The sequence below is a fragment of the Pseudomonas sp. Z8(2022) genome (assembly GCF_025837155.1).
GTDB lineage: Bacteria > Pseudomonadota > Gammaproteobacteria > Pseudomonadales > Pseudomonadaceae > Aquipseudomonas.
The window spans coordinates 2,356,723-2,370,878 of sequence record NZ_CP107549.1 but is presented as its reverse complement, the minus strand read 5'-3'; the positions used below and the strand labels follow the sequence as shown (position 1 = coordinate 2,370,878).

Sequence of the window (14,156 nt, the reverse complement as noted above, 5' to 3'; positions counted from 1 at the left end):
ACGCGGGCCAGTGCTTATCGTTCCGACACCCCACAAAAGTGATCGCGCGCCTGCCATGTCGAATGCTTCCTCGTCCTCCCCGAACAACTCCCGCCAATGGCTGATTGGCCTGACACTGCTCGCAGTCCTGGCTTTGCTGCTGTGGTGGTTCTGGCCGAGCCAGCCGCAGTCCCAGCAGATGGGCCGCGGCCGCTTTGGGGACATGGGCCCTGTGCCGGTACGCGTGGCCGAGGTGGAGCAGGGCGAGTTCGTCATCGAGCTCAAGGCGCTCGGCACGGTGACCGCCTACAACACGGTCAACGTGCGCTCGCGGGTCGACGGCGAGCTGGTCAAGGTCCTGTTCGAAGAAGGTCAACAGGTCAAGGCCGGTGACCTGCTGGCAGTGATTGATCCGCGTCCATATCAGGTCGCCCTGCAGCAGGCCCAGGGCTCCCTGCAGGAAAATCAGGCGCAGTTGAAGAACGCCGAGCTGGATCTGCAACGCTACAAGGACCTGTATGCCGAAGACAGCATCGCCAAGCAGACCCTCGATACCCAGCAGGCGCTGGTCAATCAGTACCGCGGCAGCCTGCAGAGCAATCAGGCGGATGTCGCCACGGCCAAGCTCAACCTCGACTTCACCCAGATTCGCGCCCCCATTGCCGGTCGTCTCGGCCTGCGCCAGCTGGACGTTGGCAACCTGGTCAGCGGCGGCGATACCACACCGTTGGTGGTGATCACCCAGGCCGATCCGATTGCGGTGATCTTCACCATTCCCGAGGGCGACCTGCCCGCCGTATTGCAGCGCAGGCGCGATGGCGCGACGCTGGTCGTCGAGGCCTGGGACCGTGGCGAGCGCGTGAAGCTGGCCGAGGGCGTGCTGGAAAGCCTGGACAACCAGATCGACACCACTACCGGCACGGTCAAGCTCAAGGCACGCTTCGACAACGCCGAGCAGATGCTCTTTCCCAATCAGTTCGTCAACGTGCGGCTGCGTGTGGAAACCCGTGAAGCCGCCACCATCATCCCGTCCGCTGCGGTGCAGTTCGGTACCCGCGGTACCTTCGTCTACGTGGTGGGCAGTGATAGCAAGGTGAGCGTCCGTCCGGTCACGGTCGCTGCCAGCGATGCCGAGCGCAGCATGGTTGCCGACGGCGTGCAGCAGGGCGAACGGCTGGTGCTGGAAGGCACCGACCGCCTGCGGGATGGCAGCGAGGTTGAAGTGGTCGACCCGCAGGCCCTGCAAAAAGCAGACGAGCAGGGCGATCAGGCCACGGCGCGGACTGACGCATGAACATCTCCCGCCCGTTCATTCTGCGGCCGGTCGCCACCACGCTGCTGATGGTGGCGATCTTCCTCAGTGGTCTGATCGCCTACCGCCTGCTGCCGGTATCGGCACTGCCGGAGGTGGATTACCCGACCATCCGTGTGCTGACTCTCTATCCCGGTGCCAGCCCGGATGTGATGACCAGTGCGGTGACGGCGCCGCTGGAGCGCCAGTTCGGGCAGATGGCCGGGCTCAAGCAGATGTCCTCGACCAGCTCCGGGGGCGCCTCGGTGATTACCCTGCGCTTCAATCTGGACGTGTCCCTGGCGGTGGCCGAGCAGGAGGTGCAGGCAGCGATCAACGCGGCGAGCAACCTGCTGCCGGGCGATCTGCCGGCGCCGCCGGTGTACAACAAGGTCAACCCGGCCGATACGCCTGTACTGACGCTGGCGGTGAGTTCAAAGACGATGCCGCTGCCGCAGGTCAACGACCTGGTCGATACCCGCCTGGCGCAGAAGCTCGCGCAAACCAGCGGCGTCGGCCTGGTGACACTGGCCGGCGGGCAGCGTCCGGCAGTGCGCATTCGCGTCAATCCCGAGGCTCTGGCGTCCTACGGCCTGAGCCTGGCCGATGTGCGCAGCCTGATCACCTCCAGCAACGTCAACCAGCCCAAGGGCAACTTCGACGGCCCCACAAGGGTTTCTCAGCTCGATGCCAACGATCAGCTGCGTTCGGTCGACGAGTACCGCGAGCTGATCCTCAGCTATGAGAACGGCGCCGCGCTGCGTCTGCAGGACGTCGCCGAGATCATCGATGGCGCCGAGAACGAGCGCCTGGCGGCCTGGGCCAACCGCAACCAGGCGGTGCTGGTCAACGTGCAGCGCCAGCCTGGCGCCAACGTCATCGAGGTGGTCGACCGCATTCAGACCCTGCTGCCGCATCTGACCGATAGCCTGCCGGGCAGCATCGAGGTCACGGTGCTGACCGACCGTACCCAGACCATTCGCGCTGCCGTGCGCGACGTACAGCACGAGCTGCTGCTGGCCATCGCCCTGGTGGTGATGGTGACCTTCCTGTTCCTGCGCAAGCTGTCGGCGACCATCATTCCCTCGGTGGTGGTGCCGCTGTCGCTGATCGGCACCTTCGCGGTGATGTACCTGGCCGGCTTCACCATCAACAACCTGACGCTGATGGCGCTGACCATCGCCACCGGTTTCGTGGTCGACGATGCCATCGTCATGCTGGAGAACATTGCCCGTCATCTGGAGGAGGGTGAGACACCGCTCAACGCCGCGCTCAAGGGCGCCCGGCAGATCGGTTTCACCCTGATCTCGCTGACCCTGTCGCTGATCGCCGTGCTGATCCCGCTGCTGTTCATGGCCGATGTGGTGGGCCGTCTGTTCCGCGAGTTCGCCATCACCTTGGCAGTGGCCATCCTGATTTCCCTGGTGGTGTCGCTGACCCTGACACCGATGATGTGCGCGCGCCTGCTCAAGGTGGAGAAGCCGGAGAACGAAGGGCGCTTCTACCACGCTGCCGGCGGTTTCATCGACACCATGATCGAGCGCTACGGCGTCTGGCTGCAGTGGGTGCTCAGGCATCAGCCGCTGACCTTGCTGGTGGCCGTGGCCACGCTGGGGCTGACCGTGCTGCTGTATCTGGCCGTGCCCAAGGGCTTTTTCCCAGTGCAGGATACCGGGGTGATCCAGGGCATTTCCGAGGCGCCGCAGTCGATTTCCTTTGCCGCCATGAGCGAACGCCAGCAGCGTCTGGCCGACGTGATCCTGCGTGATCCTGCGGTGGCAAGCCTGTCGTCGTCGATCGGCGTGGATGGCGACAACCCGACGCTTAACAGCGGCCGCCTGCTGATCAACCTGAAGACCCACGCCGAGCGCGACGTCACCGCCAGTGAGGTGATCGAACGGTTGCGCCCGGAGCTGGCGAAGATTCCCGGTATCGAGCTGTACATGCAGCCGGTGCAGGACCTGACCATCGAGGATCGCATCAGCCGCACCCAGTTTCAGTTCACCCTGGAATCGCCCGACAGCCAACTGCTGGAAACCTGGACGCCGCGTCTGGTCGAAGCGCTGCGCGAGCAGCCGGAGCTGACCGATGTGGCCAGCGACCTGCAGAACCGTGGCTTGCAGGTGTACCTGGATATCGACCGTGATGCGGCAGCACGCCTGGGCATCAACGTCGGCAACATCGACGATGCGCTGTACGATGCCTTCGGCCAGCGCCAGATCAGCACCATCTACACCCAGGCCAGCCAGTACCGCGTGGTGCTGGAAAGCCGCGATGGCGGGCACATCGGCCTGGCTGCGTTGCGTCAGATCCATGTCGCTACCGGCGACGGTCAGCAGGTGCCGCTGTCATCCCTCGCGCAGATCGAGGAGCGTCCGGCCAGCCTGCTGATCAACCATATCGGCCAGTTCCCGGCGGTGACCCTGTCGTTCAACCTGGCGCCGGGCGTATCGCTGGGTGAGGCGGTCGAGGTCATCGAGCGGGTCGAGCAGGAAATCGGTCTGCCGCTGTCCATCAACACCCAGTTCCAGGGCGCCGCCGAAGCCTTCCGCGCCTCGCTGTCGTCCACCCTGCTGCTGATCCTGGCAGCCATTGTCACCATGTACATCGTGCTCGGCGTGCTCTACGAGAGCTATATCCACCCGATCACCATCCTTTCCACCTTGCCCTCGGCAGGTGTCGGCGCGTTGCTGGCGCTGCTGCTGACGGGTAACGACCTGGGCCTGATCGCCATCATCGGCATCATTCTGCTGATCGGCATCGTCAAGAAGAACGCGATCATGATGATCGACTTCGCCCTGGAGGCCGAGCGCCATCAGGGCATGGCGCCGGAGGCGGCGATCTATCAGGCGGCGCTACTGCGTTTCCGGCCGATTCTGATGACCACCCTGGCGGCGCTGTTCGGCGCCATCCCGCTGATGCTCGCTTCGGGCTCCGGTGCCGAGCTGCGCCAACCTCTGGGGCTGGTGATGGTCGGCGGGCTGCTGGTCAGCCAGGTGCTGACGCTGTTCACCACGCCGGTGATCTATCTGTACTTCGATCGCCTGTCCAAGCGCTTTACCGGTCGCAGCGCGGCCGGCGTCGAGGCGTGACGCCGCCATGAACCTGTCCGCGCCTTTCATCCGCCGTCCGGTGGCCACGCTGCTGCTGAGTCTGGCGATCATGCTGCTCGGCGGCGTCAGCTTCGGTCTGCTGCCGGTGGCGCCGCTGCCGAACATGGATTTCCCGGTGATCACCGTGCAGGCCAGCCTGCCGGGTGCCAGCCCGCAGATCATGGCCTCGACGGTGGCTACGCCGCTGGAGCGCGCGCTGGGCAGCATCGCCGGCGTCAACCAGATGAACAGCAACAGCAGCCAGGGCAGCACGCGGATCATGGTCGAGTTCGAGCTCGACAAGGACATCAACACTGCCGCCCGTGAAGTGCAGGCGGCGATCAACGCCGCACGCGAGCTGCTGCCCAGCGGCATGCGCACCATGCCCAGCTACCGCAAGATCAACCCTTCGCAAGCGCCGATCATGGTCATTTCCCTGACCAGCGATACCCTGAACAAGGGCCAGCTGTATGACGTGGCCTCGACCATCCTGGCGCAGAAGCTGTCGCAGGTCACCGGGGTGGGCGAGGTGCAGGTCGGCGGCAGCTCGCTGCCAGCCGTGCGGGTGGCGCTGGAGCCGCGCCTGCTCGATCAGTACGGCATCGCTCTGGATGAAGTGCGCCAGGCCATCTCCGCCAGCAATGCGCTGAAACCCAAGGGCGCCCTGGAAGACCCGGAAAGGCGCTGGCAGGTTCAGGCCAGTGACCAGTTGGCCAAGGCCGCCGATTACATACCGATGATCATTCGCTACCAGAATGATGCAGCCGTTCGCCTGGGCGATGTGGCGACCGTCACCGATGGCGTCGAGGACCGCTACAACAGCGGCTTCTACAACGACAGTGAAGCGGTGCTGCTGGTGATCAACCGGCAGAGCGGGGCGAATATCCTGCAGACCATCAGCGACATCCGCGCCGAGCTGCCGGCCTTGCGCGAGGTGATGCCGGCCAGCGTCAAGCTGGAGGTGGCCATGGACCGTTCGCCGGTGATCCGCGCCACCCTGCACGAAGCCGAGCAGACCCTGCTGATCGCCGTGGGTCTTGTGATTCTGGTGGTACTGGCCTTCCTCGGGCGCTGGCGGGCGGCGCTGATTCCGGCACTGGCGGTGCCGGTGTCGCTGATCGGCAGCTTCGCCGCCATGTATCTGCTGGGCTTCTCGCTGAACAACCTGTCGCTGATGGCGCTGATCATCGCCACCGGCCTGGTGGTGGACGATGCCATCGTGGTGCTGGAGAACATTTCCCGGCACATCCACAATGGCGAGAATCCGCTGGACGCGGCGCTCAAGGGCACGCGCGAGGTGGGTTTCACCCTGCTGTCGATGAACCTGTCGCTGGTCGCGGTGTTCATCTCCATCCTGTTCATGGGCGGCATCATCGAGCGCCTGTTCCGCGAATTCTCGCTGACCCTGGCGGTTGCGGTGGTGATTTCCCTGCTGGTGTCGCTGACCCTGACGCCGATGCTCTGCGCGCGTTGGCTCAAGGCTGAGGACGAGCAATCCAGCAGCCGCCTGCAGCAGTGGGGTGATCGCGTTCAGGAGCGCGTGCTGGCCTTCTATGCGCGTAGCCTGGACTGGGCGCTGCGGCACTCGCTGCTGATGCTTTTGAGCTTCCTCGCCACCATCGCGCTGAACGTCTACCTGTTCGTCAGCGTGCCGAAAACCTTCATGCCGCAGCAGGACACCGGCCAGCTGATCGGCTTCATCCGCGGTGACGACGGCCTGTCATTCCAGGTCATGCAGCCGAAGATGGAGATCTTCCGCAAGGCGGTACTGGCCGATCCGGCAGTCGAGAGCGTGGCGGGTTTCATCGGCGGCAGCGGGGGCATCAACAACGCCTTCATGATCGTACGGCTGAAACCCATCACCCAGCGCAGCGACTCGGCGCAGGATGTGATCAACCGCCTGCGCAATACGGCGCCCAAGGTACCTGGCGGGCGCATGTTCCTCATGCCGGACCAGGATCTGCAGATTGGCGGGCGCCAGGGACGCAGTTCGGAAAACGAGTACATGCTGCTGTCCGATGACCTCGATGCGCTGCGCACCTGGCTGCCGAGGGTGCGCGAAGCGTTGCGTGCACTGCCGGAGCTGACCGGCATCGACGCGCGCGAAACCGACGGCGCGCAGCAGATCCGTCTGGTGGTGGACCGCGAGACTGCGCGTCGCCTGGGCGTGGACATGGACATGATCACCGCGGTGCTGAACAACGCCTTCAGCCAGCGCCAGGTGTCGACCATCTACCAGGCGCTGAACCAGTACAGCGTGGTGATGGAGATCAATCCCAAGTACGCCCAGCACCCCGAGGCGCTCAATCAGATCCAGGTGATCACCGACGAAGGCGCACGTGTGCCGCTGGCGGCCTTCGCTCACTGGGAGCGCAGCCTGGAGAACGACCGGGTCAGCCACCAGGGCCAGTTCGCGGTAGAGAATATCGGCTTCTCGCTGGCCGAAGGCGTGAGCCTGGATCAGGCGACCCGCGCCATCGATAGGGCGATCTCACAGCTTAATCTGCCGACCGAGGTGCAGGGCACGCTGGGCGGCACCGGCGCAGCCTTTCAGAAAACGCAGGGTAATCAGCCGCTGATGATCCTCCTGGCGCTGGTGGTGGTGTACCTGGTGCTGGGCGTGCTCTACGAGAGCTACGTGCACCCGCTGACCATTCTTTCGACCTTGCCGTCCGCCGGGGTTGGTGCCTTGCTCGCGCTGCAGCTGGTGGGCATGGAGTTCAGCCTGATCTCGCTGTTGGGGCTGTTCCTGCTGATCGGTATCGTCAAGAAGAACGCCATCCTCATGGTCGATCTGGCCCTGCAACTGGAACGCGGCGAGCGCCTGAGTCCGCAGGAATCCATCCTCCAGGCCTGCCTACTGCGTTTTCGCCCGATCATGATGACCACCCTGGCCGCGCTTCTCGGTGCCTTGCCGCTGGTGCTGGGCAGCGCCGAGGGCTCGGAAATGCGTCAGCCGCTGGGTATCACCATCGTCGGCGGCCTGGTGTTGAGCCAGATGCTGACCCTCTATACCACTCCGGTGGTCTACCTCTACTTCGACCGCCTGCGCCACCGCATCAACCGCTGGCGCGGCGTGCGCACCGATGCTTCACTGGAAAATCCGCTATGAACCGAGCACCTTTCGCGCGAACACTGGTTTCACTGCTGCTGGCCGGCGTACTGGGCGGCTGCGCCCTGGGGCCTGATTATCAGCGTCCCGAACTGGCGGCGCCTGCGCAGTTCAAGCAGGTCGATGGCTGGAAGAGTGCCGCTCCGGCCGATGTCCTGGAGCGGGGTAACTGGTGGTCACTGTATGGCGACGCCGAGCTCGATGCGCTGGTCGAGCGCCTGCAGATTTCCAACCAGAACCTCGCGGCCGCCGAGGCCCAGTATCGCCAGGCCCGCGCACTGGTGCGCGGCGCAAGGGCGAGCTTCTATCCGACCCTGTCCGGCAGTGCCGGGGTGACGCGCGCCGGGCAGGGCGGTGGTGACAGCACCATCCGTACCGTCGACGGCGTTACGGTGAACGGTTCGGGGGCTTCGCGGATATCCAAGAGTTACGACCTGAGCCTGAATGCGGCCTGGGAGCTGGATATCTGGGGCAAGTTGCGCCGCGGCCTGGAAGCCAGTCGCGCGGAATTCGACGCCAGCGCTGCCGATCTGGCTGCGGCGCGCCTGAGCCTGCAGAGCGAGCTGGTGCAGAACTACCTGCAACTGCGCATTCTCGATGAGCAGAAGCGCCTGCTGGATGCCACGGTGGCCGCATATGAGCGCTCATTGCGTCTGACCGAGAACCAGTACCGCGCCGGCATCGTGCCCAAGTCCGACGTGTCTCAGGCCATCACGCAGCTCAAGAGTACCCAGGCCCAGGCCATCGATCTGCAATGGCAACGCGCCCAGCTCGAGCACGCCATCGCCGTGCTCGTTGGCGTCAGCCCGGCGGAACTGTCCATCGCCCCGCGCGAGAGCCTGCCGGCGCTGCCCGAGGTACCCGTGGCGCTACCTTCTCAGTTGCTTGAGCGTCGCCCTGATGTAGCTGCCGCCGAGCGTCGGGTGATGGCTGCCAATGCGCAGATCGGTGTGGCTGAGGCCGCCTGGTTCCCCGACCTGACGATCTCGGCCAGTGGTGGCTACCGCGGTAGCAGCTTTGCTGACTGGATCGAGGTGCCCAATCGCTTCTGGTCGCTGGGGCCACAGCTGGCCCTGAGCCTGTTCGACGGCGGCGCGCGGCGGGCCGAGCTGGAGCGTAGCGAAGCCGCCTACGACCAGACGGTGGCGCAGTACCGCCAGGCCGTGCTGGACAGCTTCCGCGAAGTGGAGGACTACATGGTGCAGTTGCGCGTGCTGGAGCAGGAGAGCGACGTGCAGCAGGAGGCGCTGGATGCGGCGCGCGAGGCACTGCGTCTGATCGAGAACCAGTACCGCGCCGGTACTGTCGATTTCAACAGTGTGGTCAACGTACAGGCTACCGCGTTGAACAATGAGCGCAGCAACCTCACCTTGCTGGGCAGTCGCCTGACTGCCAGCGTGCAACTGATCGCTGCACTGGGTGGCGGTTGGCAGCTGGAACAGTTGCACCCACAGCAAGAGCAGGGGAAGGAGTGAAACGCTCGGCATGGCGGATTTCCGCCATGCCGAATTCCGGTCAGTGGCGCTGCTTGCGATTGACCGTCTGTGCTGCCTTGATCACGTCGCTGCCGATCACCGACTCGAACTGTTGCCACACCGGGCGCATGGCATCGCGCCAGGCCTCGCGCTCTTCGCTGCTGAGGGTGATGACCTGGCTGCGGCCCGAATCGATGATGCGCTGGCGATCGGCCTGGTTGGCGGCTTCGGCTTGCTTGTTCACCGCGTAGGTGACTTCATCGATGATGGCTTCCAGTTCCACCCGGACCTGGTGCGGAATGCCGTACCAGAAGCGTGAGTTGCTCACCAGCATGTAATCCAGCACGCCATGGTTGGTTTCGCTGATAAAGGGTTGTACTTCGTGCAGTTTCTGGCTGTAGATGTTCGACCAGGGGTTCTCCGCACCTTGTACCTGGCCGCTCTGCAGGGCCTTGAACACTTCCGCGAACGGCAGCTTCTGAGTGCTGGCGCCAACCTGGCCGAATTGTGCTTCCAGTACCGCCGAGGGCTGAATGCGGAAGCTCAGGCCATTGGCATCACCGGGCGTATGCAGTGCGCGAGTCGCCGAGAGCTGCTTCATGCCGTTGTGCCAGTAGCCCAGCCCGACGATGTTGTGGCTTTCCATCGAACGCAGCAGCTGGCGACCCTTGGAGCGTTTCTGAAAGCGATTGACCGCCTCGATGTCATCGAACAGGAAGGGCAGGTCGAACACCTGCAACTGCTTGGTGAATTGCTCGAACTTGGCCAGCGACGGGGCCAGCATCTGCACCTCGTTGTCGCGCAACGCCTGCAGCTCATTGGCGTCACCGTAGAGGCTGGAGTTCGGATAGACCTCGACCTTCACTTTGCCTTCCAGACGTTCCTCCACCAGCTGCTTGAACAGCAGTGCGCCCTGGCCCTTGGGGGTGCCATCGGCGACGACGTGGGAGAATTTGATCAGGATAGGTTCATCGGCCAGTGCCGTGGCGGCACCGAGAGAGGCTAGCGCCAAGGCGCAGGCGGCCAGAGCGCGGACTGGATTGAACATACTGCTTCCTTTTTTTCTTGTCGGTTGCGGAGCCTTGCAGGCGCCTTGTGTTGGTCGCTCCACTGTTCTGCTGTGAGGGTGGGTAGGCAGCACCCCAGACAGTTCAGAGCTGGTCTTGCAGGGCAAGGGTTATGCCATTGTGGCGAATTTCCGCCAGCCAGCCTGATGCGGATAAAAGCATGTGATGTGTAGCACAGTGAGTGGCGGATTATCGCCATGTGCTTGCATTTTGGCGGCGGAAAATTGCCTGTTTGCGTGAGTGATACGTGTCGGCTGTTATTCTGAGGCGGTCGTCTGAAGCAGGAGCGCCCCTGATGAGTTGGTCCGCCCAGCAATATTCCCTTTTCGAACGCCAGCGTACCCGCCCGGTACATGACCTGCTCGCAGCCGTGCCACGGGGCGGCATCGAACTGGCCGTGGACCTGGGCTGCGGCCCCGGCAATTCCACCGCGGTACTGCAGGCGCATGCGCCACACGCGCAAGTGATCGGTATCGACAGCAGCGATGACATGCTGCGCGCGGCGCGTGAGCGGCTGCCTCAGGTCTGTTTCCAGCTCGCGGATATCCAGTCCTGGGGGCTGAGGTCGCGCCACAACTGATCCTGGCCAACGCCTCGCTGCAATGGCTGCCGGATCACGCCCGGCTTTATCCGAGACTACTGGCGCAACTGGCGCCCGGTGGCTGGTTGGCGATCCAGACGCCCGACAACCTGCAGGAACCGGCCCACCGACTGGCCCGCGAGGTAGCGGCTGACGGGCCCTGGGCGGCACAAATCGGTGAGGTGCGTCATGCCGAGCGGCACAGCGTGCAGGCCTACTACGACATCCTCGGTGCCCACGCCAGCGAACTGGATATCTGGCGCACCACCTATTTCCACATACTCGATAGCGCCGCTGCGATAGTGGAGTGGTTCAAGTCCACGGCATTGCTGCCGTTCCTGCAACCGCTGCAGGCCGAGCAGCAGTCGGCTTTCCTCGAGCGGTACAAGGAGGCTATCGCCGAGGCCTATCCGGCACAGGCCGACGGGCGGGTGCTGCTGCCTTTTCCGCGGCTGTTTCTGGTGGCTCGGCGCTAGGCGCGGCCCGCAAAGAAAAAGCCCCGCATCTGCGGGGCTTTTCCGTTTACTGCGCCAGTGCGACCAGGCCGGCCTGCTGCACCAGCTCCAGCAGCGGTTGCGGGTAGACGCCGAGGATGAAGGCGAGCAGGGCGACCACCAGCAGCATGATGCCGCCAGCGCGCTGGCCCCAGTCGAAGGGGGCATCGTGGTGATGCATGTTGGGTTCGCGCATGAACAGGGTGACCATCACCCGCAGGTAATAGAACACGCCGATGGCGCTGCCCAGCACCATCGCACCGAGCAGCCACCACAGCTGCGCCTCGACACCGGCTGCGATCACGTAAAATTTGCCGATAAAGCCGGCGGTCAGCGGAATGCCGGCCAGCGACAGCATCATCACCGTGAGTACCGCAGTCAGGTACGGACGGCGCCAGAACAGACCCCGGTACTCGTACAGTGCATCGGCATCACGGCCGCTGTAGGGCGTGGACATCAGGGTGATCACGCCGAACGCGCCAAGGCTGGTCAATACGTAGGTGGCCAGGTACACGCCAACCGCCTCCACGGCCAACCCCTTGCTGGCGATCAGCGCCACCAGCAGGTAACCGAAGTGAGCGATGGAGGAGTAGCCCAGCAGGCGCTTGAGATTGTTCTGCAGCAGCGCCAGCAGGTTGCCGAACAGGATCGAAGCGATGGCGATCAGGGTCAGCAGCTCGCTCAGCCAGCCGCCGCTCATGGCTGGAGATATCTGGTACAGGCGCAGCAGCACGGCAAACACCGCCACCTTGCTGGCGGTGGCGAGGAAGGCTGCCACCGGCGCCGGGGCGCCTTCGTAGACATCCGGCGTCCACAGGTGGAAGGGCACCAGCGACAGTTTGAAAGCCAGGCCGATCAGCATCATGCCGATGCCGATCTGCACCAATTGGCTGCTCTCGCGCATCAGAGTGGCACCGATATCGGCGAAGCCCAGGTTGCCGGACTCGGCGTACAGCAGCGCCATGCCGAACAGTAGGAAGGCGCTGCCGGCAGCCGAAAGCACCATGTACTTGATGCCGGCCTCCAGCGAGCGCTTGTTGAAAAAGGCGTAGGCGATCATGCCGTAGGTCGGCACCGACAGCAGTTCCAGGCCGATGAACAGCCCGGCCAGGTGCTGGGCACTGACCAGTACCAGGCCGCCAGCGGCGGACAGCAACACCAGCAGGTACAGCTCCTCGCGGTTGCCCGGGTAACCCTTGCCGGATTCGCCGCCCAGATAGGCATGGATCAGGGTGATGCAGGCCAGGCTGGCGGCCAGTACCAGTGCCATGTAGTAGCAGGCGAAGTTGTCGATCAGCAGCAGCGGGGTAACCTGCAGCGGGGCCACCTCCAGGGTTGGAATGAGCGACAGCAGCGCCAGATTCAGACCGACCACCGAAAGCAAGAAGGTCAGGCCGTGATTGCGCCTGACGGCGATTGCCAGCATCACCACCACCACGGTAAGGCTGGTTACCAGCAATGGCAGCAGGGCGATCAGATGTTGCACGGTGAATTCTACAGCGTGATGTTCCATGAGTCTCTAATCCTTACCCTTACCGGCCCGAGGCGAGTTGATCGAGGGCGCCAGCCATCCACTGCTGCACGCCATGCATGCTGGCAGCGGAGGTGTCGAGCACCGGTTGCGGGTAAACGCCAAGCAGAATCAGCAGCACGCCGAGGCCGAGCACCATGGCCATCTCGCGAGCTTTCAGCCCCGGCAGCGGCGCTTCCTGCTGCACCGGGCCGAAGTAGGCGCGATGGATCATCGCCAGGGCGTATACCGAGCCGAGCACCAGGCCGCTGGCGGCGAGCACCACGACCCAGGGCGCGCTGGGGAAGCTACCGATCAGAATGAGGAATTCGCCGACGAAGTTGCCGGTACCCGGCAGGCCGAGCGCGGCGGCGGCGAAGAACAGGCTGATGGCCGGCAGCCAGGGCATGCGTGCCCAGATTCCGCCCATCTGGCGCAGGTCGCGGGTGTGCAGGCGCTCGTAGAGCTGGCCGCAGAGGATGAACAGCGCAGCGGCAGACAGACCGTGGGCGACCATTTGCACCACCGCACCCTGCAGGGCGATCTGGCTGCCCGAATAGATGGCGATCAGCACGAAGCCCATGTGCGAGACGCTGGAGTAGGCCACCAGGCGCTTGATGTCGGTCTGTGCGAACGACAGCAGGGCGCCGTAGATGATGGCGAACACACCGAGCCACTGGGCGATGGGCGCGAACTCCGCCGAGGCATTGGGGAACAGCGGCAGGGCGAAGCGCAACAGGCCGTAGGCGGCGGTCTTCAGCAGGATACCGGCCAGGTCCACGGAGCCTGCGGTCGGTGCCTGGGCGTGGGCGTCCGGCAGCCAGGAATGCACAGGCACCACCGGGAACTTCACCGCGAAGGCGACGAAGAAACCGAGCATCAGCAGGTATTCGGTGCCGGGCGCCAGTTCGGTCTTCAGCAGGTCGGCGTAATTGAAGGTCAGCACGCCGGTCTGGTTGAAGTGCACGAATACCAGGGCCAGGATCGCCAGCAGCATGATCAGGCCACTGGCCTGGGTAAAGATGAAGAACTTGGTCGCAGCGGTGATGCGGGTACGACCGTCGCTGCCGCTATGACCCCAGAGCGCGATGAGGAAGTACATCGGCACCAGCATCATTTCCCAGAAGAAGAAGAACAGGAACAGGTCCACGGCGAGGAACACGCCGACCACGCCGCCGAGAATCCACATCAGGTTGAGGTGGAAGAAACCGACGCGGTGCTGGATCTCGTTCCACGAGCACAGTACCGAGAGCACGCCGAGCAGGCCGGTGAGCACCACCATCAGTACCGACAGACCGTCCATCGCCAGGTGAATGGTGATGCCGAGCCGCGGGATCCAGTCGATGACGAACTCGTGGGCCCAGCGCGGGCCGCTGTCCGGGCTCGGCGCCAGGGTGAAGTCACCGCTGACCCACAGCCACAGGCTCAGGCCGAACAGCAGTGCCATGGTGATCAGGGCGATCCAGCGTGGCAGGAGATGGCCGAAGCGCTCGCCTTGCCAGCACAGCAGGCCGCCGATGAAGGGAATCAGGATTAGCCAGGGCAGAATCATGACA

General features: G+C 64.2%; 7 protein-coding genes and 1 pseudogene. 5 read left to right on the top strand and 3 right to left on the bottom strand.

Features of this window, described 5'->3' with window-relative positions; all coding sequences use genetic code 11:
- Positions 1-55: 55 nt before the first annotated feature.
- The 4 genes from OEG79_RS11265 to OEG79_RS11250 are packed head-to-tail and all read left to right on the top strand — an operon-like array spanning position 56 to position 8,949.
- On the top strand, positions 56-1,273 hold the full coding sequence (locus tag OEG79_RS11265; RefSeq protein ID WP_264145112.1) for an MdtA/MuxA family multidrug efflux RND transporter periplasmic adaptor subunit: 1,218 nt from the start codon (positions 56-58) through the stop codon (positions 1,271-1,273).
- Positions 1,270-4,362 carry an MdtB/MuxB family multidrug efflux RND transporter permease subunit gene (locus OEG79_RS11260; RefSeq protein WP_264145111.1) on the top strand — a complete coding sequence of 1,031 codons (3,093 nt, stop codon included), beginning with the start codon at positions 1,270-1,272 and terminating at the stop codon, positions 4,360-4,362. The genes OEG79_RS11265 and OEG79_RS11260 overlap by 4 nt, the downstream gene beginning before the upstream one ends.
- 7 nt (positions 4,363-4,369) lie before the next feature.
- Positions 4,370-7,474, top strand: a complete 3,105-nt coding sequence (locus OEG79_RS11255; RefSeq protein WP_264145110.1) for a multidrug efflux RND transporter permease subunit — start codon at positions 4,370-4,372, stop codon at positions 7,472-7,474.
- On the top strand, positions 7,471-8,949 hold the full coding sequence (locus tag OEG79_RS11250; protein WP_264145109.1) for an efflux transporter outer membrane subunit: 1,479 nt from the start codon (positions 7,471-7,473) through the stop codon (positions 8,947-8,949). Before OEG79_RS11255 ends, OEG79_RS11250 begins: the two co-directional genes overlap by 4 nt.
- Positions 8,950-8,989: 40 nt before the next feature.
- Here the strand turns inward: OEG79_RS11250 and OEG79_RS11245 are convergent, their stop codons facing one another.
- On the bottom strand, positions 8,990-9,997 hold the full coding sequence (locus OEG79_RS11245; protein ID WP_264145108.1) for a TRAP transporter substrate-binding protein: 1,008 nt from the start codon (positions 9,995-9,997) through the stop codon (positions 8,990-8,992).
- A 314-nt stretch (positions 9,998-10,311) separates the two neighbouring features.
- Between OEG79_RS11245 and tam the strand changes: the two are divergent.
- Positions 10,312-11,072 (top strand): annotated as a pseudogene (gene tam / locus OEG79_RS11240) (trans-aconitate 2-methyltransferase).
- A gap of 46 nt (positions 11,073-11,118) precedes the next feature.
- On the opposite strand, the gene nuoN reads toward tam, so the two are convergent.
- Positions 11,119-12,603: an NADH-quinone oxidoreductase subunit NuoN gene (gene nuoN, locus OEG79_RS11235; protein ID WP_264145107.1), complete on the bottom strand. Its 1,485-nt coding sequence runs from the start codon at positions 12,601-12,603 to the stop codon at positions 11,119-11,121.
- A 19-nt stretch (positions 12,604-12,622) separates the two neighbouring features.
- Positions 12,623-14,152 (bottom strand): NADH-quinone oxidoreductase subunit M, encoded by a 1,530-nt coding sequence (gene nuoM, locus OEG79_RS11230; protein WP_264145106.1) that lies wholly within the window; start codon positions 14,150-14,152, stop codon positions 12,623-12,625.
- Positions 14,153-14,156: the final 4 nt, after the last annotated feature.

Coding starts and splice junctions, on each gene's coding strand:
- nuoN (WP_264145107.1), bottom strand. CDS start 12,603: ATGGAACATCACGCTGTAGAATTCACCGTGCAACATCTGATCGCCCTG.
- OEG79_RS11245 (WP_264145108.1), bottom strand. CDS start 9,997: ATGTTCAATCCAGTCCGCGCTCTGGCCGCCTGCGCCTTGGCGCTAGCC.
- OEG79_RS11250 (WP_264145109.1), top strand. CDS start 7,471: ATGAACCGAGCACCTTTCGCGCGAACACTGGTTTCACTGCTGCTGGCC.
- OEG79_RS11260 (WP_264145111.1), top strand. CDS start 1,270: ATGAACATCTCCCGCCCGTTCATTCTGCGGCCGGTCGCCACCACGCTG.
- nuoM (WP_264145106.1), bottom strand. CDS start 14,152: ATGATTCTGCCCTGGCTAATCCTGATTCCCTTCATCGGCGGCCTGCTG.
- OEG79_RS11255 (WP_264145110.1), top strand. CDS start 4,370: ATGAACCTGTCCGCGCCTTTCATCCGCCGTCCGGTGGCCACGCTGCTG.
- OEG79_RS11265 (WP_264145112.1), top strand. CDS start 56: ATGTCGAATGCTTCCTCGTCCTCCCCGAACAACTCCCGCCAATGGCTG.